The organism is Corynebacterium sp. EPI-003-04-2554_SCH2473622 (genome assembly GCF_001665955.1).
GTDB lineage: Bacteria > Actinomycetota > Actinomycetes > Mycobacteriales > Mycobacteriaceae > Corynebacterium > Corynebacterium pseudodiphtheriticum.
This window is the reverse complement of the sequence record NZ_LZMN01000054.1, coordinates 55,818-76,213: the sequence shown is the minus strand read 5'-3', so window position 1 is coordinate 76,213 and position 20,396 is coordinate 55,818. Positions and strand designations below refer to the sequence as shown.

General features: G+C 55.5%; 16 protein-coding genes and 1 pseudogene. 6 read left to right on the top strand and 11 right to left on the bottom strand.

Annotated features, from left to right (window positions below; translation table 11 throughout):
* Window positions 1–11 precede the first annotated feature (11 nt).
* The gene (locus A5774_RS06495) at window positions 12–1,658 is read right to left on the bottom strand and encodes a peptide chain release factor 3 (RefSeq protein ID WP_064833901.1); all 1,647 of its coding nucleotides are present in this window, start codon (window positions 1,656–1,658) and stop codon (window positions 12–14) included.
* A gap of 140 nt (window positions 1,659–1,798) precedes the next feature.
* On the opposite strand from A5774_RS06495, the gene A5774_RS06490 reads away from it, so the two are divergent.
* The gene (locus A5774_RS06490) at window positions 1,799–2,359 is read left to right on the top strand and encodes an NADPH-dependent FMN reductase (RefSeq protein WP_064833899.1); all 561 of its coding nucleotides are present in this window, start codon (window positions 1,799–1,801) and stop codon (window positions 2,357–2,359) included.
* Here the strand turns inward: A5774_RS06490 and pth (A5774_RS06485) are convergent, their stop codons facing one another.
* Entirely contained in the window at window positions 2,360–3,064 is a 705-nt protein-coding gene (gene pth / locus A5774_RS06485) for an aminoacyl-tRNA hydrolase (RefSeq protein WP_064833897.1), read from the bottom strand.
* 77 nt (window positions 3,065–3,141) lie between these two features.
* Between pth (A5774_RS06485) and A5774_RS06480 the strand changes: the two genes are divergently transcribed.
* The 4 genes and pseudogenes from A5774_RS06480 to A5774_RS11265 all read left to right on the top strand — a co-directional run.
* Window positions 3,142–4,140, top strand: a complete 999-nt coding sequence (locus A5774_RS06480) for a nitronate monooxygenase (protein ID WP_064833895.1) — start codon at window positions 3,142–3,144, stop codon at window positions 4,138–4,140.
* 64 nt (window positions 4,141–4,204) lie between these two features.
* Entirely contained in the window at window positions 4,205–5,671 is a 1,467-nt protein-coding gene (locus A5774_RS06475; RefSeq protein ID WP_027017675.1) for a glyceraldehyde-3-phosphate dehydrogenase, read from the top strand.
* A 187-nt stretch (window positions 5,672–5,858) separates the two neighbouring features.
* Window positions 5,859–6,080, top strand: coding sequence for a hypothetical protein (locus tag A5774_RS06470; RefSeq protein WP_064833893.1), 222 nt, complete (start codon window positions 5,859–5,861; stop codon window positions 6,078–6,080).
* A 575-nt stretch (window positions 6,081–6,655) separates the two neighbouring features.
* Window positions 6,656–6,817: pseudogene (locus tag A5774_RS11265) on the top strand (glyceraldehyde-3-phosphate dehydrogenase); the annotation flags it as partial.
* Window positions 6,818–6,960: 143 nt separating this feature from the next.
* Here A5774_RS11265 and A5774_RS06460 read toward each other — a convergent pair.
* From A5774_RS06460 to A5774_RS06420, 9 genes are all read right to left on the bottom strand, one after another.
* Window positions 6,961–7,254: an antibiotic biosynthesis monooxygenase gene (locus A5774_RS06460; protein ID WP_027017677.1), complete on the bottom strand. Its 294-nt coding sequence runs from the start codon at window positions 7,252–7,254 to the stop codon at window positions 6,961–6,963.
* Between the two features lie 89 nt (window positions 7,255–7,343).
* The gene (locus A5774_RS06455; protein ID WP_064833889.1) at window positions 7,344–8,165 is read right to left on the bottom strand and encodes a class I SAM-dependent methyltransferase; all 822 of its coding nucleotides are present in this window, start codon (window positions 8,163–8,165) and stop codon (window positions 7,344–7,346) included.
* A 327-nt stretch (window positions 8,166–8,492) separates the two neighbouring features.
* Window positions 8,493–9,929, bottom strand: coding sequence for a type I glutamate--ammonia ligase (gene glnA / locus A5774_RS06450; RefSeq protein ID WP_021353254.1), 1,437 nt, complete (start codon window positions 9,927–9,929; stop codon window positions 8,493–8,495).
* A gap of 101 nt (window positions 9,930–10,030) precedes the next feature.
* Window positions 10,031–10,615 carry an aminoacyl-tRNA hydrolase gene (gene pth, locus A5774_RS06445; protein WP_064833887.1) on the bottom strand — a complete coding sequence of 195 codons (585 nt, stop codon included), beginning with the start codon at window positions 10,613–10,615 and terminating at the stop codon, window positions 10,031–10,033.
* 59 nt (window positions 10,616–10,674) lie between these two features.
* Window positions 10,675–11,361, bottom strand: coding sequence for a 50S ribosomal protein L25/general stress protein Ctc (locus A5774_RS06440; protein WP_021353256.1), 687 nt, complete (start codon window positions 11,359–11,361; stop codon window positions 10,675–10,677).
* Window positions 11,362–11,609: 248 nt separating this feature from the next.
* Window positions 11,610–12,380: an SDR family NAD(P)-dependent oxidoreductase gene (locus tag A5774_RS06435; protein ID WP_064833886.1), complete on the bottom strand. Its 771-nt coding sequence runs from the start codon at window positions 12,378–12,380 to the stop codon at window positions 11,610–11,612.
* Window positions 12,380–13,369 carry a ribose-phosphate diphosphokinase gene (locus A5774_RS06430; RefSeq protein WP_021353258.1) on the bottom strand — a complete coding sequence of 330 codons (990 nt, stop codon included), beginning with the start codon at window positions 13,367–13,369 and terminating at the stop codon, window positions 12,380–12,382. Before A5774_RS06430 ends, A5774_RS06435 begins: the two co-directional genes overlap by 1 nt.
* 25 nt (window positions 13,370–13,394) lie before the next feature.
* A complete protein-coding gene (gene glmU / locus A5774_RS06425) occupies window positions 13,395–14,903 on the bottom strand; it encodes a bifunctional UDP-N-acetylglucosamine diphosphorylase/glucosamine-1-phosphate N-acetyltransferase GlmU (RefSeq protein ID WP_064833884.1) in 1,509 nt (502 codons plus the stop codon).
* Between the two features lie 89 nt (window positions 14,904–14,992).
* Window positions 14,993–16,261, bottom strand: coding sequence for an MFS transporter (locus A5774_RS06420; protein ID WP_064833882.1), 1,269 nt, complete (start codon window positions 16,259–16,261; stop codon window positions 14,993–14,995).
* 342 nt (window positions 16,262–16,603) lie between these two features.
* Here A5774_RS06420 and mfd point away from each other — a divergent pair, with 342 nt between their 5' ends.
* Entirely contained in the window at window positions 16,604–20,326 is a 3,723-nt protein-coding gene (gene mfd, locus A5774_RS06415) for a transcription-repair coupling factor (protein WP_034646189.1), read from the top strand.
* The last annotated feature ends 70 nt before the right edge of the window (window positions 20,327–20,396 follow it).

The following is a 20,396-nucleotide window of genomic DNA, read 5'->3' as shown; positions in this document are numbered from 1 at the left end:
CGGGCTGATGCTTAATCGGCTACCAACGGCTCCATGGTGAGCTCTGGGTGTTCTTTTTGTACGAACGCGAGCTTCCATTTATCGCCGAACAGCGCAATCAATTCGCCGTCGGTGCGAGTGAAAATTTCCACTCCGCGCTGGCGGCCTAATTCTTCAGCTGAGGCCGCATCGGTGCGTCGTGCTACCGAATAGGGGACGGGCTCGACGACGGTTTCCACGTTGTATTCGACCTCCATGCGGGCCTGCATGACTTCGAACTGCATCGGGCCCACGGCTGCCATCACAGGGGCAGCGTCGCCGCGCAGTTCGTTGCGCAGGATCTGCACGACGCCCTCGGCATCCAGTTGCTCCAGCCCTTTGCGGAATTGCTTGTATTTGCCCAGCGATTTTGCTCGTAGAGTCTGGAAACTTTCCGGAGCGAACTGTGGCATCGGGCGGAACTGGATCTTCTTGCCCGAATAAATGGTATCGCCAGGAGCCAGCGATCCCGCGTTGACCAATCCGACGATATCGCCAGGATAGGCGGCTTCGACGGTATCGCGGGTGCGGCCGAAAACGGTCAGTGCGTATTTCGTCGAGAAGCTGCGCCCAGATTGCGCGTGCGTGACCTGCATGCCGCGTTCGAAGACGCCGGAGACCACGCGCATAAAGGCTAGGGTGTCGCGGTGGTTGCGGTCCATGCCGGCTTGAACCTTGAACACGACGCCGGCGAAATCGTCGTCCACCTCGCGGGTTTCGGCGATGGCCCCGGTGGCTTTTTCCACTACCTTGGGGTCGCACTCGCGGCTACCTGGTTGCGGGGCGATTGCGCACAACGTGTCCAGGATTTGGTGTACGCCGAAGTTCAGCATCGCGGAGGCGAAAATCAACGGCGAGGTCACACACTGTTCGAATAGGTCTTGATCGTGTAGCGCTCCGTCGGCGGCCAAAAGTTCGGCTTCTTCCACTGCCGTTTCCCACGCTTCGGCTTCTTTTTCGCCAGCTTGCTGCGGTGAGTAGTGCTCTTCCGGTGCGATGGTGGAGCCACCGGCGGTGCGGATGAAGTGGATGTAGTTATCGGCTTCACCGTCGTCGTTAATGTGGGCGAGCCCGCGGAAGTCACCGGCTTCGCCGACCGGCCAGTATAGCGGTGTGGGCTGGAGCTGGATTTCGTTGACGATTTCGTCGACAAGCTCCAAAGGTTCGCGGCCCACCCGGTCCCACTTGTTGATTACCGTGATAATCGGCAAACCACGGGCTTTACATACGCGGAATAGCTTCAGTGTTTGCGGCTCCAGGCCCTTGGCGGCGTCGATGAGCATGACTGCCGCGTCGACGGCAGTGAGAACGCGGTAGGTATCCTCCGAAAAATCTGCGTGTCCAGGGGTATCTACCAGGTTGATCACGTACGGTTCGCCGTCGTGGCCTTCCGGGGAATAGTTGAACTGCAGCGCGGAAGAGGCCACGGAAATGCCTCGGTCTTTTTCCATGTCCATCCAGTCAGACACGGTGGCTTTGCGGTTTCCTTTGCCGTGTACCGCGCCAGCTTCGGTGATGATGTGTGCGTGTAGCGCCAGCGCCTCGGTCAGGGTTGATTTACCCGCGTCGGGGTGGGCGATCACAGCAAAGGTGCGGCGGCGCGAGGCCTCGTGGGCAGGGGAGGAAACAGCAGTGGTCATGGTTGAACAGTCTAATGGTTCGGTGCTGTGCGTGCCGACGTGGATCTGGTTTTCACGAATACCAAGAAGTTATTGTTGACAGGTCAACTAAAGTCGTTTTATTGTTGTTGTATCAACTTCATTATTTCTAGGAGGTAACCGTGAATATTGGTGTCTTTATTGGTTCGATCCGTGCAGGCCGCGCTGGTGAAGCGATTGGCCACTGGGTGCACGAGCACGCATCCCACCGCAATGACGGCCACAATTACGAAATCATCGACCTGCAGGATCATGACCTGCCATTTTTGGCTGCAGATACCGTCCCTGCCATGGCCAATGGCGAATACGGAGATCCTAAGACCCAGCAGTGGGCCAAAGTAATTGCCCAGTACGACGGCTTTGTTTTCGTGACTCCGGAATATAACGGCACCGTACCTGGCCCAATGAAAAATGCCTTCGACCAGCTTGGCCAGGAATGGCAGGGCAAACCAATCGGTTTCGTCGGCTACGGTTACTCACAGGCAGGCAAAGGTGCGACCGACACCTGGCGCACTGTAGTTAGCGGTATGTTGGCTATGCAGCTGGCAGACGAAGACGTGAACATCGACCTCAATGCTGCATACCCAGAAGATGCCAATGGTGAATTCCGCGCATCCGATGCGGCCAAGGCTGGCCTGGACAAGATCCTCGATCAGGTCACCAAGGCTGGCGCTAATAGCTAGTTAGCGAGAATGAATCTCGTTTTGCGCGGCGCCTAGCCCCCGAGCCACGATCAGTCGGGCAGCCTCGGCGCCGGTGGCAATAAACTCATCAAAACCAGCCCCGGCTGGGACCGGTCCCAGCACCCAGGCGATGATGTCGTTTCCTTTCCCAGGGTGCCCCACCCCCATACGCACGCGGGGATAATCACGGGTGCCTAGATGCTCAGTCGTCGATTTTAGGCCGTTATGTCCGGCTTCATTTCCGCCTTGTTTGAGGCGGATTTTGTGTTCTTTCAGGTCTAATTCATCGTGAATAAGCAGCACTCGCTCCGCGGGGATGCCTGAACGTTGAGCAACTTCGGCAATCGCCGGGCCGGAATTATTCATGAAGCTCGCGGTGCGCAGCACCAGAGCGGAGTTTTCGCCACATTCAATGATGGTGCCAAAAGCCTGCACATCTTTAATGGGCTGGAGGGTCTCGCCGGATGCGGCCAGCAGATCGTCGACCACCATATAGCCCACGTTGTGGCGCGTGGCCGCATATTTTTGCCCCGGATTACCCAAGCCGACGATTAGCCACTCGGCCGTGACGTCAGCAAGATTTAATACCGGTTGTTGGGTCGTTGCCCTTTGATACCCACCGTCGGCGGGGTTGGCGATTGCGTCACTAGTGCTTTCGGTATTGCGTCCGAAAATTCTTGATAATAGGTTGCGCACAATATTCACCCGCCCAGTGTCTCATTATTGCGGGGGTTTTCTCTACTGACTGCTGCACGCCGGTGATCTGCATTAGCCTGGCAGATATGTCGGAAGTATTACGCCAACTAGAATCCCGTATACTTATCGCACCTATGGCAGGTGGCCCGTCCACACCGCGGCTGGTTAACGCAGCCGCTAAAGCTGGTTCCTTCGGTTTTCTGGCGTTCGGCACCACTTCGGTGGACCACGCGCAGTACATGCTCGCCGGCATGGATTCGGGGGTGCGTTACGGGGTCAATTTATTTGCCCCACAAACCCCGCTGGAAATTACTGCGGAGATCAGCGCTTTTCACCAACAATTACAGCGCGACTACGCGGTAGCGGATCAGCTTCCAAACCTGGATTACAGCAATGGTTGGCAGGATAAGTTGGATGCTGTTGTGTCCGCCGATAATCCACCGACGGTGGTCAGCTCGACATTCGGGTGTTTTAGCTCTGCAGAAGTAAGCCGCCTGCATGAGGCTGGTATCGAGGCGTGGGTGACTGTCACCAGTATTGAAGACGCGTTGAGTGCGCAAGATGCAGGTGCCGATGCTCTAGTCGTGCAAGGCCCAGCCGCTGGTGGTCACCGCGGAACCTGGTCGGTGGAAGAACAACCGTCCGGGCTAGGGTTGGTTGATCTTATCGAGACGATGTCGCTGGCTGGCGTGAATGCACAACTCGTGGCCTCTGGTGGGGTGCGTACTGCTGACGATGCCCGCGAGTTGCTTAAGCTTCCGCGGGTAAAAGCGGTGAGTTGCGGTTCGGCGTTTTTGCTTGCCGACGAAGCCGGCACCAGTGAGTTCAACCGCACCCTACTGCAGGCCGGGGGTGCCTCGGTGGCGACCCGGGCGTTTTCCGGCCGGGTGGCCCGCGGACTAGAGACGGAATTTATTCGCGGACACCACGATGACGTGCCGGCGATGTATCCGCTGTTGAACTCATTGCTGGCGCCACTGCGGCAGGAGAATGATCCGCGGGTGGCATATTGCTTGGTCGGCGAAGACGTCGACAAGATCGGTCAGGGCAGTGTCGCCGACATCCTTGCCCAATTACGGGGGTAGTAACCAAAATCGGGGTAGGATGTGGGTTGTAATTTTGCACCCCGATACCCCCGCGTAAAGGAAGATGACTGTGAATCAGCCCGCCGAGGTAGGACACGACAACTGGAATGAACGTATCGCGCTGGCGCAGGAGATGATCCCGCTGATCAGCTCGCTGCACCGCAACAACAACGTTGTGACCTCTATTTTTGGTCGTTTGCTGATTAGCGTCACCGACATCGATATCATCAAAGCCCACGAACGTGCGCACCAGGTCATCGAAGAAGACTTGCCGCTGGAGAAGACCCTGCCGGTGCTGCGCGAACTTACCTCAATGGATTTGGGTACTGCATCAATCGACGTCGGGCGCTTGGCCGTTGGGTTTGCGCAATCCGGTGCTACTGATCTTTCTGACTACCTGCACTCCGAGTTAGAGGAAGTCATTGGTGGCCGCACCAACGTGAAAGAACCCACCGACGTCGTGCTTTATGGTTTTGGCCGCATTGGCCGCCTGCTCGCACGCATCCTGGTGGAGCGTGAAGCATCCTATGGCGGTGTGCGTCTGCGTGCGATTGTCGTGCGCTCTAAAGGCGACGGCGACATCATCAAACGTGCCTCGCTGCTGCGCCGTGATTCCGTGCATGGCGAATTCAACGGCACCATTTCCGTGGATGAAGAAAACAACATCATCTGGGCAAACGGCACCAAGATCCAGGTTATCTACGCCAACGCGCCACAGGAAATCGACTACACCTCCTATGGCATCAACAACGCCATTGTCGTCGACAACACCGGCGCATGGCGTGATCGCAAGGGCTTGTCGCAGCACCTGGAGGCCAAGGGCGCAGACCGTGTCTTGCTGACGGCGCCGGGCAAGGGCGATATTCCGAACGTCGTTTTCGGCATCAACGAAGACAGCATTAGTGACGATGACAAGGTGCTATCTGCAGCATCCTGTACCACCAACGGCATTACTCCGGTGCTCAAGGCACTGGGCGATCGCTACGGCGTCGCGCACGGCCACGTGGAAACCGCCCACTCGTTTACCAACGATCAAAACCTGATCGACAACTACCACAAGGGTGACCGTCGTGGACGCGCTGCGGGTCTGAATATGGTGCTCACCGAAACCGGTGCTGCGAAGGCGGTATCAAAGGCCTTGCCGGAATTCGAAGGCAAGCTCACCGGTAATGCTATCCGCGTGCCAACCCCGAATGTTTCGATGGCGGTGTTGAACCTGGAACTGGAAACTGAGGTGACCAAGGACGAGGTCAATGACTACTTGCGCAAGGTGGCGCTGCTGTCGAATCTGCGTCAGCAGGTGGACTACGTCAACGACCCAGAATTGGTCTCCTCGGACTTCGTTGGCTCCGTTAAAGCCGGTGTGGTCGATGGCTTGGCGACGATTGCCAATGGCACCAAACATTTGGTGGTCTATGTGTGGTACGACAACGAGTATGGCTACTCCAACCAGGTAGTGCGTTTCGTGGAAGATATTGCGGGTAAGCGCCCGCGTGTGCTGCCGCACCGCAGTCCAATCAGCGAGCTATAAGTCGCGGGGGAGTTGATGCACTGGTACTAGTGCCAGTGCCGATAAAAGCCGCGGGATCCGAGATTGGACCCGCGGCTTTATTTTGTGTTTGCGTGGTGCCTGGTTTAGCTTTCCAGCTGGATGGGTTCAAACCCCAATACGTCGACAGACATGCCGTGCTTTTCGTCACTGCTACTGGAGCGGATTGATGACTTTGCATTTGTCTGAAGATGCAGCGTTACGGATTGCGTATAACCACGAAGACGTATGGCCGAATGATCCAGGCGAAGCGGAGATGGATGTTCTTAACAATGCTGCAGGACGTGCTATTGGGTTGATGATAAAAGGAAAAGAGGGTATGGATAAGGGAATCGTTTATGTCTGTAAAGATATGGCGAATGCATCTTTGCTAGAGACATTGCCGAAATGAGATATTCTTCCCGTTTTCCCTTGAGTTTTGGGCAGGGTAAAGCGTTCCTTGCGTTGTCTTTGATGGCGTTCTTGGTGGCTTGTTCAAGCGAAATTGAACAAGCGTTACCAGCTGCAAGTGAATCTGGGGGCCGGTTACTATCTCGGTTCGCGATGCTTATGGTCAGCATTGGGTAGAATTTGGTGTCCAATGTCCGTACACCAGTGTCGATGATATTTCCGAACATCTGGGTCTGGAGCCTGATGAGGCTTATGACTTAGGCAGCTACGACACTCAAGAGGTGGTGTACCTGAAAGATGCCGACGGTGACGTTGATTTTGACGTGCTCGATAGGCTAGATGTTACTTTGTGCTCCCATAGGGCCCCGGAATACTTTGGTTATCGTGGATGGTTACCGGCAGACCTGCCTCTGATTTTTGAGGTTAATTATGATGGTTGGGCCCTCACGGGGGTGGGTGATACAACCACGGAATAGATCATTCTGTAGCCTAAGTAGCTATACACCATGCCTGCCATTTGTGGGCAGTGGGCAAGCTCACCGGTAATGCCATCCGTGTTCCTACCCCGAACGTTTTGATGGCTTGGCGATGATTGCCAATGGCACCAAACACCTGGTGGTTTACGGCTGGTACGACAACGAGTATGGCTACTCCAACCAGGTAGTGCGTTTCGTGGAAGATATTGCGGGTAAGCGCCCGCGTGTGCTGCCGCACCGCAGTCCAATCAGCGAGCTATAAGTCGCGGGGGAGTTGATGCACTGGTACTAGTGCCAGTGCCGATAAAAGCCGCGGGATCCGAGATTGGACCCGCGGCTTTTATTTGGGCTAGTGCGTATGCGACACGCTAAACGTGCCGCGAGGATGGTTTTTAGCTTTGCACTTTAGTGTTCTAGCTGGATAGATTCGAAGCCGAGCACGTCGACAGCCATGCCGCGTTTTTCATCTTCCACGTGGTTGCCTTCTGGGCGAGCGTCTGACCACTTCTGGTAGTTTTCTTGGCTATCCCAGCGGGTGATCACGAAGTAGCGATCTTCGCCAGAGACGGGGCGCAGCAATTCGAAGCCTTCAAACCCTTCTGCCTTGTCGACGCCCTTGGCACGCTGCGCAAAACGCTGCTCGATTTCTTCGGCGGCACCTTCCGGAAAGCTCAGTGCGGAGATGTTTACATAGGTCATGGTTCATCCTTTCTGCGGTTGAATACATCCACCATTTTATCTAATGGTAAGCGTTGGGATGGTGGAATAGTTGTGATCTTTTCCCAAAATTATTCTGGCTTTCGTGCCACGAGTGCGACGCCGCACAGCACATCGCTGTGCTGATTAAATAGCTTGCGCATGGCCAACATGCGGCGCCGGGCATCGGCGTCCAGGGCGGCGTTTTTGATGATGCGCAGTGTTCCCAAAAATCCCTCGTCGGCAAGGTTTCGGCGCATTTGCAGCAATGCCATGGGTGCGGTGTCAGTCCATTCCACCTGCAAACCCGCTTCTTCCACAAGCTTCGTCCACTCAGCAATGGTCAGCGGCCGGGCATTAACCTTAATCACGCGGGCGAGATTCTTGCGCAACTCGGTTTTAAACTCGTCGTCGAGGTCATCGGGTTGCAAACCAAGTTCGTGGATGGCGTACCTGCCACCGGGGCGCAGCATTCGCGCTGCTTCCTGTACGATTTTTTGCTTTCCGGTGGGCGACTGCATCGTCAACATCGCCTCGCCCAACACAACGTCGGCATGAGCATCAGGCAGGCCAGTATCTGCGGCATCTGCATGTACCATGCGGCCGGTATCTTTGACGATCTCCCCAGTAATGCGCGCGGCATCTTCGTCTTTGTCGACACCGATATAGCTGGCTGGTTGGAAAGTGAGTAGTTCGCTGGCAGTACGGCCTAATCCAGGCGCTAGCTCGACCACGTCGGCATCAGTAAGTTTGGCGTTGTGCAATAGCTTGCGGGTGAGTTCCAATCCGCCAGGGCGCAGCACTCGTTTTCCGAGCCGTGCAAGCAGCCAGTGTCCGGGCGCATCTTCTGCGCGGCGCTGCGCGTAGGGAAGCGGATTTGTCTTGCCAGCGGGGTTCGAGGAGGTACGGGGCATGGTGGGTCCTTTCTTTAAGGCCCACCAGCGTTAAACAGCGTTAGTCAACGTTAGACAACGTTAGACAATGACAGATACATTAAGGCAGGCCTAATTTCGTATCTAATTCTCAGCCTACTAAAAGGGGCCTGTAAAGAATAGAATTACCAAAATTCTGTGATTTTTTCCGGGATATAGCGCCCCCGTTTTGGGTGAGCCAAGCTGATCTGTACGGCCACGATGCACCAACGTAAATAGACGACCTAAAATTCGGTGGTTTTCCTCGAGATGACAGCCAACCAAAAACGCCCCACCGAAAGTGGGGCGCTGGCGCGTGAAGCTTGGTGCTTAGCAGTCGTAGTACATTTCGAATTCCTGCGGGGTTGGGCGCAGGCGAACCGGAGTGATTTCCTCGTCGTACTTGTACTTGATGTAGGTATCAATGAGGTCTTCGGTGAAGACATCACCCTCGGTCAGGAACTCGTTGTCTTCCTGCAAGGCCTTCAGCGATTCTTCCAGCGAGGTTGGTGCGGTCGGGATGTCTTGGGCCTCTTCTGGTGGGAGCTCGTAAAGGTCTTTATCCACTGGAGCGTGTGGTTCGATGCGGTTTTTAATACCATCGATACCGGCCATCATCATCGCTGCAAAGCCCAAGTATGGGTTGCCTGAAGGGTCCGGTGCGCGGAACTCCAAACGCTTCGCCTTCGGGTTGTTGCCGGTGGTAGGAATACGCACGGCTGCCGAACGGTTGCGCTGGGAGTAGACCAAATTGATTGGAGCTTCGAAACCAGGGACCAGACGGTGGTAGGAGTTCAGCGTCGCGTTGGTGAATGCCAGTACTGCACCGGCATGTTCCAGAATGCCACCGATGTAGTAGCGGGCGATGTCTGACAGGCCCGCGTAGCCGTCTTCATCATGGAACAGCGGCGCACCATCTTTCCACAGCGACTGGTGGGCGTGCATTCCCGAACCGTTGTCGCCAGCCAGTGGCTTTGGCATGAACGTTGCAGTCTTGCCATGCTGAAATGCGGTGTTTTTGATGATGTATTTAAACAGCTGAATTTGGTCTGCAGAGTGCAGCAGGGTGGAGAAGCGGTAGTTGATTTCCTGCTGGCCGCCGGAACCCACTTCGTGGTGGAACCGCTCTAGCTCAAAGCCAACCTTTTCTAGGTTCAATGCCATGGCATCGCGGATTTCTACGGTCTGGTCATACGGTGCGGTAGGGAAATAGCCGCCTTTAGGGCGATTTTTATAGCCAGGGTTTGGTAGGCCGTCGATAGTGGTTTCTTTATCGGTATTCCACCAGCCTTCGTCCGAATCCACCTCGTAGAAACCAGCGTTGGTGGAGGTATCGAAACGAACCTTATCGAACAAATAAAACTCGGCTTCGGCGCCGAAGAAGCAGGTATCAGCGATACCTGTGGACTTCAGATACTCCTCCGCTTTACGCGCAGTCGTGCGTGGGTCACGTGAAAACGGTTCACGAGTAAACGGATCGTGCACGAAGCATTTGATGTTCAAGGTTTTTGTCGTGCGGAAAGGATCCACGATCGCAGAATGTGGATCCGGCAGCAACATCATGTCGGATTCATCAATGGTGGTGAATCCTCGAATTGAGGAGCCGTCGAAAGCCAGGCCTTCTTCTGCTGCCTCCTCAGTAAATTCCGAGGCAGGGATGCTGAAGTGGTGCTCTACACCGGGAAGGTCAGTGAACTGAATGTCGACAAATTTAATATCTTCATCTTCGATATGTTGGACGACATCCGCAATGGATTCGAAACTCAAGGGAACTCCTCGTTTTGGGTGCAACTGTGCAGTCGTAACTCCCACTATACCGGCTATTCGTGGTCGATATCCCGATATCAGAGGATTCCCGAGGGGAAAATTTATAGAAGTGCTTTCCGGAGATAGTCAGCGACGTCCGGAATAATAAATTCCAATTCACGTTCTTGGGCGGCGGAAAAGTTGCCTAAAACAAAAGATGACGGATCCATCTTGCCAGGGGGCCGTCCAATGCCAACGCTGAGACGAGCATAGTCTTTGGTACCCAGAGATTTGGTAAGGGATTTCAAGCCGTTGTGGCCTTTATCGCCACTGCCGTGTTTTAAAGTGAAATCGCCAAAGTCGCGTTCCATATCGTCATAAACTGCGACGATGCCGATAGCCGGAATACGAAAATAATTTGCCAGGGCATTGACCACACCGCCAGAGGTGTTCATCGGTGTACCGGTGCGCGACAGGATGATTTTTGGGGAGCCGTAGCCTATAGAACCAGCAGGCATTTCGGCCACAAAAGCCCCGGTGCGTTTATGCAAACTAAATGGCACAGGCTGGAAAGCTGTCGTTTCTGCTAATTCATTGACGATGCGATAGCCAATATTGTGCCGAGTTTGTGCATAACGCGCACCGGGGTTGCCGAGCCCAACTATCAGAACACTATTGTGCTGAGACAGAGCGTTCGCAGTGTGCATGGGGTGGACTCGGCTTTCTGTTTGGGCATATCTAGCCGACGGCTAGATAATCCAGTGGCTTATTTGTCGTCGGAGGACTCGGTGTCAGGGTCCAGACGATCTGCAGGGGTTTCCTCATCGGACTCCTCTTCAGAGTCTGCACCGGCTTCAGCGCCGCCTTCTTCAGCAGCGGCAGCAGCAGCCTCGAGTTCTTCGTCTTCCTGTGGCTCCATGACGGAGACGATGACGGTGTCTTCTTCTGCGACCAGGGTGGCGCCACCTGGGATGTCCAAATCAGCTGCAGTGATGACGGTGCCATCTTCTGCGCCTTCGATGGAAACTTCGATCTCTTCTGGAATGGACAGAACGTCGGCCTCAACCAACAAGACGTCGTTGTCCTGGATGAACATCATGCCAGCGGCAGGCTCACCAGTAACGGTGACAGGAACCTCAACCTCAACCTTTTCGCCGCGCTTAATCGACAATAGGTCCACGTGATCGACGTCTAGGGTGAGGACGTTTTGGTCAACGTTCTTCACCATGGACAGGTGCTTTTCGCCGTCAAGTTCCAATTCCAGAACTGCGTTCAGGCCGTTGTAACGGATCAATGTCTGTAGCTCCAGCAGGTCTACAGAGAAGTGAATTGGGTCGGTGTTTGGGCCGTACAGAACGCCAGGTACGCGCCATTCACGACGCAAACGGCGGGCAGCGCCCTTACCAAACTCATTACGTGGCTGTGCCGCGAGAGCAGGGGTATTTTGAGCCATAATGGATAACTCCTCAGTGTAGTGAAAATAAATATGTGGACAAACGTGCACAGGCAAGGGCACATCCACGACCGGGGGAGCTACCGGGTTAAGTGTAGATCGCGTCGATAACGGCCAAAAATGAATGGCCCTCGCCGAGACGAGAGCCATCATAGCAAACAGCAGGCCAGCAACGAAACACAGGCGATACTGTGCCTAGACCTGAAATTGCTATGTTCTTAAAGATTATGGTCTTAAATGGGGATGACCTAAATGGCGGTATAGCCACCATCCACGGTTTGCGTGCTGCCGGTGATAAACGATGCGTTTGACGAAAGCAGGAACAGCACCATCGCGGCAACTTCTCGAACTGACCCCAGCCTGCCAAGTGGATGGTCGTTGATCAGTTTGGTCAGCTCATCTTCATCCATGAAATTCGCGAGCAGGGCGTTCCGGATATAGCCTGGGCACACCGCGTTGACACGAATTGCCTTGGAGCCGTATTCCACGGCGGCTGAACGGGTTAGCCCGATGACGCCGTGCTTGGCAGCGGAATAGGCTGCTTTGCCCTTAGCCGCCACTAACCCGTGCACAGAAGCGACATTGACGATGGAACACTCCGAGCTCATGTCCATGTCTAAGAATTGTTCGATCTCATAACGCATGGCATAAGCGACGCCGTTGAGGTTGAGATCAACCAAATCGCGCCATTGCCGACCATTCAGCTTTCCGGTGAGTTCGCCTTCACCGCCGTAGCCTGGCGAATTAACCGCGTAATGTAAACCACCAAACTGCTCTACGGCGGTTTGTACCGCAGCCTTGTAGTCCGATTCTGCAGTCATGTCGATCTCAATGGCATACGCCGAACCACCGTTAGAACGGATTTTTTCGGCCACCTCAGACGGCTTATGTTCTTTGGAATCGGCGACTACAACCTGGGTTCCCAATTCCCCGAGTTCATAGCAGATTTCTTCGCCGATGCCGAAGCCGCCACCGGTAACCAAGGCTACTTTGTCACGGAATTCGTCAAAGCTTTTCATTAGGCAGACCCCTCGAACAGCGTGGTAACGGAACCGTTTTCAAAGATCTCGTTGATGGTGCGAGCCAGCAAAGGGGCGATGGAGAGCACGGTCAAGTTGTCCCACCCCTCTGTGGACTGAGGGATGGTGTCGGTGGTGATGACCTCTTCAGCGCCACAGTTCGAGAGCTTCTCTCGGGCTTGACCAGAAAATACGCCGTGGGTGCAGGCTACAACGACAGACTTGGCGCCTTCATCTTTCAAGATCTTTGCGGCACCCGCGATAGTTCCACCGGTGTCAATCATGTCGTCTACCAAGATGCAGTCCTTGCCCGAAACATCACCGACCACGCGGTTAGCGACGACTTCGTTGGCTACATCAACGCTGCGCGTCTTGTGGACGAAGGCCATCGGTGCGCCGCCGAGGACGTTTGCCCATTTTTCTGCGACCTTCACGCGGCCAGCGTCAGGCGAGACGATGCACATGTTCTCAGTTGGGTAGTTCTCTTTGATGTAGTCGGTCAACACCGGCATGGCGTGCATGTGGTCGACTGGACCATCAAAAAAGCCTTGGATTTGGTCTGTGTGCAGATCAACGGAGACCAAACGGTCAGCACCAGCGGATTGCAACAGATCAGAGATCAGACGAGCGGAAATAGGCTCGCGTCCGCGGTGTTTTTTATCCTGGCGTGCGTATGGGTAGAACGGCAAAATAGCCGTGATGCGCTTAGCGGAACCACGCTTGAGCGCATCAATCATGATGAGCTGCTCCATCAGCCATTTGTTTAGATCGCCGCCTTCGACGGTCGCGTGGGATTGCATAACGAAACAATCCGCGCCGCGTACCGATTCTTCAAAGCGAACGAAGATCTCACCATTTGCGAAGTCTTCTGCTCGCATTGGGGTGATTTTTGTGCCCAATTCCTTGGCGACAGCCTCGCCGAGGTCTGGGTGCGAGCGGCCGTTGAAGACCATCATGTTCTTTTGGTTCATAGCGATCTTGCCAGTCATAGGATTAACCCTTCTGCTTTGATGTCTACGCTTGTTCGGAACCCTGGTCACTGCCGTTATCAGTGCTGCGATTGTCAGCTTCGCCGTTGTCGGCTGTGCTGTTTTCGGCAGCTTGTGCAGCCTGCGCAGAGGGACTACCCGGGCGCTTTTGCGCGACCCAGCCCTCGATATTGCGCTGGCGGCCACCTGAGACGGCCAGTGCCCCTGGTGGAACATCGTCTTTAATCACTGTACCTGCCCCAGAATAGGCGCCATCACCCACGGTTACTGGTGCGATGAACATCGTGTCTGAACCTGTGCGCACGTGATCGCCCACCACGGTGTGATTCTTGTTCACGCCGTCATAGTTAACGAAGACCGAAGAAGCACCAATATTTGAGTGTTTGCCGATGGTCGCATCACCCACGTAGGTCAGGTGCGGAACTTTGGAGCCTTCACCGATAGTGGCTTTTTTCGTCTCAACGAAGCCACCGAGCTTGGCGTTATTACCCAACTCTGTACCTGGGCGAAGGTAGGTAAATGGTCCGACGTTCGCCCCTGCGCCAATACGCGAGCTTTCTGCGTGGGCACGGATCACACGCGCATTCTTGCCGACGACGACATCTGTGAGTGTGCTGTCCGGTCCAATTTCCGCGCCGTCCGCGATGAAGGTTTTTCCCCACAGCTGCGTACCCGGGTGGATAGTGACGTCTTGGCCCACGGTGACATCCGCGCCAATCCAGGTGGTGGCAGGGTCGACAATGGTAGCGCCCCCGAGCATGGCTGCTTCTACGGTGCGGCGGTTGAATTCCTTGCCTGCTTCTGCCAGCTGTACGCGGTTGTTGACGCCTGCGAGCTCGCCAGCATCAGCTGTGACATAGGCACCGACCCCATGGCCAGCCTTGCGCGCAATAGCCAGCACGTCAGTGATATACAACTCGCCCTGCGCGTTATCCGTGTTCAGTTGTGTCAGCGCATCGCGCAGGATGGCAGCGTCGAAAGCGAAGACTCCGGAGTTGATTTCGGTAATTTCTCGGATTTCTGCTGAAGCATCTTTATGCTCGACAATTGCGGTGACCTGCTGATTATCGTCGCGCACAATGCGGCCATAGCCGGTGGCGTCGGCAAGTTCGACGGACAACACCGTAACGCCAGCTCGTGCGGATTCATGGTGCTCGCGTAGGTGATCGAGGGTTTCTGGTCGCAGTAGGGGCACATCAGCATTGGTGACAATCACGGTGCCCTGGAAATCTTCCAACCCAGCCATCGCACATTGCACCGCGTGCCCGGTGCCAAGTTGTTCTTTTTGTACGGCGGTGGTCAGCTTACGGCCGAGCTCGTCGGAAAGCGTGTCGACGGCTGGCACTACCTGCTCACGCTGGTGGCCGACGACCACGACGACATTGTCTGGATTTAAGCCGGCCGCGGCGTGCACACTATGGGAAAGCAGCGAGCGCCCGCCAATTTCATGCAGCGTTTTCTGGGTCGCAGATTTCATCCGTGTACCGGCGCCGGCAGCTAAGACGATGACCGCGCAGGAAGATTGTTGAGCCACAGCGAGAATTCACTCCTGAACAAATGGGGGTTAACTAATGGCACCAATCATAACGATGTGTTCGCGCGTGCGCGCTTGACCGTGGGGTTTTAGCCACCTTGCGAGACTTCCGGAAGCTTGCGAGCTGCCCAAACACCGGCAAAACCAATGAGAGACAAAAATACTAACGCCCAAGCAGGGCCTTTGAGTGCGATGACAGACGACAACGCGCCGACGCATAACAGAATCACGCCCATCAGTGTGTTTGCGGCGCCGGTATAGCGGGTGCGTTGGTCGTCTTCAGCCATGTCCACGAGATAGGTCGAACGGGCCACGCGTATGGCGGCGTGGCTGAGAGACACCAAGAAAAATCCCAGTGGAAATAGTACGGAATTCCAGCCGGGAGGAAGAGTCAGTGAGCTTGCTACCAGCAGCAACAGCACCAATGAAGCCGTGCCAGCGGCGACGGACATCACGGTCTTGGAGGAACGATCAGACCAGATCCCGGAAATTTTTCCTGCAAGCAGTGCTGAAAGACCGGAGACGAACACAAAGGCGCCCAATTCGGCGAAACTGCTGTCGTTGAGCGTGCTCAGTGTGACGATAAAAGCGGTGGATAGTGAGGAGACTAGGAACAGAGAGCGAACGACGACGAATTGCCGGAAATGAGCGTCGTCACGTAATAACTGCCAGGTATCGCGATACCAGGGAAGTGCGTCGGTGGGAGGGCCTGGTTGCATGGGTTTCTTTAGCGAGCGAGTACCCAAGTTTTCGTCGACACGCGCGAAAGAAAGCGATGCCACACACCAACCGAGTGCGCCAATTCCAATGAGGACTGCGCCGACCCAAATAGGAATTGGGGAGGGGACGAACAACAGCACGCCACCGACAGCGATAGTGACGATGCCCGATAGTGTGGTCGCGGTGCCGGTTACCGCGCCGCGTTGTCCCTTGCTCACAGCCCGGCCCAAAACGTCTTTCCCGGAGAGTGAAGACAAGGAACGAAAAATCGCTAAGCAGGCTAAAAGCGCCACGATCGTGACGCCTAGCGAGGACCCGCTCAGTACCAATGCGGCGAGTGCCATGAGCGCGGCACAGAGTGCTTGCCCAAGTGAGCCCAATATCCAAATTCGTTTCCGAGATTCCTGTGATGTCACCCAACCCCGCAGTGCAGCCTGCGGGAGCATTGCTAACGACTCGCGAACCGGCACCAACAAACCAGAAAATGCTGCTGGCACCCCAGCGGCAGTAAACAACCAGGGCAAGACAGTTTTGGCTGAGGCCGTCTGGTCGCCGATGTTTTGCAGGGCGTTGGCGATAGCAATATGGCGGCCATTGTGCTGCTGGTTGCGTGCGGTGCGCGAGGAGCCGGGATTCATAATTCCAGGCTAATGGTAATGGCGAGTAGGGTGTGAAAAAGCCCTGGCTACGTGTTGTATGGCGTTTTGTGTGGCCGTTGGTTTTTCATTTCTTCATCTGATTGTGTAAACTTACAAGCCGTTGGCACGCAACTGCATATCGCCTCGATGTCATCATTCACTGATGGTCGTTTCGAATGGCAGTGTAGGAGTGTCGACATTTCCCCATGGTGTAATCGGCAACACTACGGTTTTTGGTACCGTCATTCTAGGTTCGAGTCCTGGTGGGGAAGCTTTTTCATATCAAGGGGTAAGGCTCCAGCCACCAGCCATCTCAGTCAGGAGAATGATCCCGAAGTGAATATGCTCGCCGGCCTATTAAAAGTTGCTGCCAGCGATCCGAAACTCAAAGGGCTCATCAATCATGTTGGTGAACCAACCCTGCACATCACCGGCATTACGCAAGCTCGACCCTGGGCTATCGGCACCCTGGCACACCATGCCCCCGTCGTTGTGCTTACAGCCACCGGCCGCGAAGCTGAAGATCTACACGCAGAATTAGCTGCCATGCTGGGCAACAAAGTCGCGATGTTTCCCGCATGGGAAACCTTGCCGCATGAGCGTTTGTCTCCGGGCGCAGATATCGTCGGTAAGCGTGCAGCCGTGCTGCACCGCTTAGACGATCTGCAAGTTATCGTGACCCCAGCACGCGGACTGGCGCAGCCAGTGCTGGAATCTGTCGATGGCCGGGCGCCGATTAGCCTGACTGAAGACCAAGAATATGACTTTGAGCAGCTGGTTGCTGAATTAGAATTCCGTGCCTATTCGCACGTCGACATGGTCAGTAAAAAAGGCCAATTCGCCAAACGCGGCGGCATCGTCGATGTCTATCCCACGACCCTGGACTATCCAGTGCGCATCGAATTCTGGGGTGATGAAATCACCGATATCCGCCAGTTTTCTGTGGCAGACCAACGAACGATCTCTGAGATCGAAGTTGGCAAAGTTGCTATTTTCCCGGCTCGTGAACTGCCCATTACCGATGCGGTAGCAGCGAAAGCGGAAAAACTCGCACGCGAGTATGCTTCCAACGCGACGCTAGCGGAATTGCTCACCAAGATATCGGAAAAGATCCCATCGGAAGGCATGGAAGCGTTGCTTCCGGTGCTGGCGGATACGCCGATGGTGTCGCTGTTGGACCTGGTGCCGGATAACACGCATGTTCTGGTCACGGACCCAGAAAAGGTGCGGCGTAGGGTAGAGGACCTGCACGATACCGACGCAGAATTCTTGGCCGCGAGCTGGGAAGCAGCAGCCATGGGGGCGGATGGCCCGGTGGCCCACAACAAACTTGACTTGTCGGCAGCAAACTACTTGTCCCTGGAACAATTAGAAGACATCACCCGGGAACGTGGCAGTTCCTGGTGGACGTTCGCCCCTCCAGGAATGTTTGCTGCAGATGAAGCAGCGACGTTGCCGCTCGAATTTGAGGCTGGTCCACAGCCGAAAGGCGACGCCAAAGAAATCGAAGCGATGATGTCGCAGCTTCGCGCCCATTGCCAGTCGGGTGGACGCGCAGCATATATCGCCCCGGCAGCCGGTGCTATCAAACGCATGGCGGAACGATTCCGCGAAAACGGCATCTCGGCGCACGTGGCAGAGCCCGGCTGGCAACCCAACGCTGGCGAGATCACGCTGTATCAAGCATTGAGCCACGCCGGATTGGTCTTTCCGAAAGTCCGCAACCAGCACGACGGTGCGACACTGCCGTTGGTCGTGGTTACCGAAACCGATCTGACCGGTAACCGTGTCGGCGATATCGCCGGTGCCAAACGTCGACCCGCCAAACGGCGCAACCGAGTGGACCCGCTGGCACTGAAAAAAGGCGATTTCGTCGTCCACGAAACCCACGGCATCGGCAAGTTTATTAAGATGGCTGAGCGCACGATCAATGCCGGTGGGGAAAGCTCTCGCCGCGAATACATCGTGCTGGAATACGCCGCGTCGAAGCGCGGACAACCCGCAGACCAATTGTGGGTTCCCATGGAATCACTGGACCTACTGAGCAAATACACCGGCGGGCAAGCACCGACGCTGTCCAAAATGGGCGGATCGGACTGGAAAAACACCAAGAAAAAGGCGCGCGCAGCGGTCCGCGAAATCGCTGGCGAGCTGGTGCAACTTTATGCGAAGCGCCAAGCCGCGCCGGGATATTCTTTTGCCCCGGATTCTCCTTGGCAAACGGAGATGGAAGATAACTTCCCGTTCGTCGAAACCGAAGACCAGATGCTGGCCATCGAAGCAGTGAAAGCGGATATGGAATCGTCGGTCCCGATGGACCGCGTCGTCGTCGGCGACGTTGGCTATGGCAAAACCGAGGTTGCGGTGCGTGCTGCTTTCAAAGCGGTGCAAGATGGAAAACAAGTCGCGGTATTGGTGCCGACCACGCTGTTGGCACAGCAACACTACGACACATTTGCTGAACGCATGGCAGGCTTCCCAGTTGAGATGCGGGTGCTTTCGCGGTTTAGTACCGCGGGAGAAGCCAAACAGATCATTAAAGAGCTTGCCGACGGCACCGTCGATATCGTGATTGGTACTCACCGGTTGCTGCAGACTGGCGTGCAGTGGAAAAACCTCGGCTTGATCGTCGTGGATGAGGAACAGCGCTTCGGTGTGGAGCACAAAGAACACATCAAGGCCTTACGTTCATCTGTCGACGTGCTCACGATGTCTGCGACTCCAATCCCACGCACCCTGGAGATGTCGATGGCGGGCATCCGGGAAATGTCGACGATCCTTACTCCACCGGAAGACCGGCACCCGATCCTGACGTATGTCGGTGCCTACGAAGACAAACAGGTTGCGGCTGCGATCCGCCGCGAGCTGTTACGCGATGGTCAGACCTTCGTGATTCACAACAAGGTCGCGGATATCGAGAAAAAGGCCCGGGAAATCCGTGAACTGGTGCCAGAAGCCCGCGTCGTCGTTGCCCATGGGCAAATGAACGAGGACTTGCTGGAACGTACCGTGCAGGGTTTTTGGGATCGCGAATATGACGTGCTGGTATGCACCACGATCGTGGAAACCGGCTTGGATATTGCTAATGCCAACACCTTGATCGTGGAAAATGCCCACCAGATGGGGCTGTCACAGTTGCACCAGCTGCGCGGTCGCGTTGGACGCTCCCGGGAGCGTGGCTACGCCTACTTTTTGTACCCGCAAGGAGCCACGCTTTCTGAGACCAGCTATGACCGCTTGGCGACGATCGCGCAAAACAACGATCTCGGTGCCGGTATGGCAGTGGCCATGAAAGACCTGGAAATGCGCGGTGCCGGAAACGTGCTGGGCGCCCAACAATCTGGTCATATCGCAGGCGTCGGCTTCGATATGTACGTCCGGTTGGTCGGCGAAGCTGTCGAAACCTTCAAGGCGCTTTCCCGCGGTGAGGCACTGGATGCCACAGATCAGTCGCCGAAAGAAATTCGTATCGACTTGCCGGTGGATGCACATATCCCGGAACAATATATTTCTTCGGAACGCCTGCGTTTGGAGGTTTACCGCAAGCTGGCGTCGTCACAGGACAATAAAGACCTACACTTGGTAGTTGAGGAAATGGAAGACCGCTATGGCCCGATCCCGGAAGAGGTCGAGCGTTTGCTGGCTGTGGCACGCCTGCGCCACCAAGCTCGGCGCGCCGGGGTCACCGACATCATGGTGCAAGGAACACGAATCAAAGTGGGCCCGGTGGAATTACCGGATTCCAAGCAAGTGCGTTTGAAACGCACACACCCTGGTGCGAATTACCGTGCAGCCGCCAAAGCGATCCAGCTACCGTTCCCGAAAGCTGGTCGTGGCAACGTGACGGACCCGAAGTTGCGCGATGTGGAACTCCTGCAGTGGATGGCGGATTTCCTCACCGAGATGTTCGATGTGGAAAAAACTGACGTATCCGGAGCACAGAAACCACAGACTACTGGCAAAGATGAAGCCGGTGCTGTTACACGTGGCGAAGCGCGACGTAAGAAGCCAGGGAAACCTCGAGTGCAGAAATCCAGCGGCTCGGTGTTTTCGCTGAGCGAATAGGAGTGAGTAGTAGTAAACAGTGGCGAACAGCTGTAATCAATTATGACTTCTAGTGGCTAGTGGAGTGTGC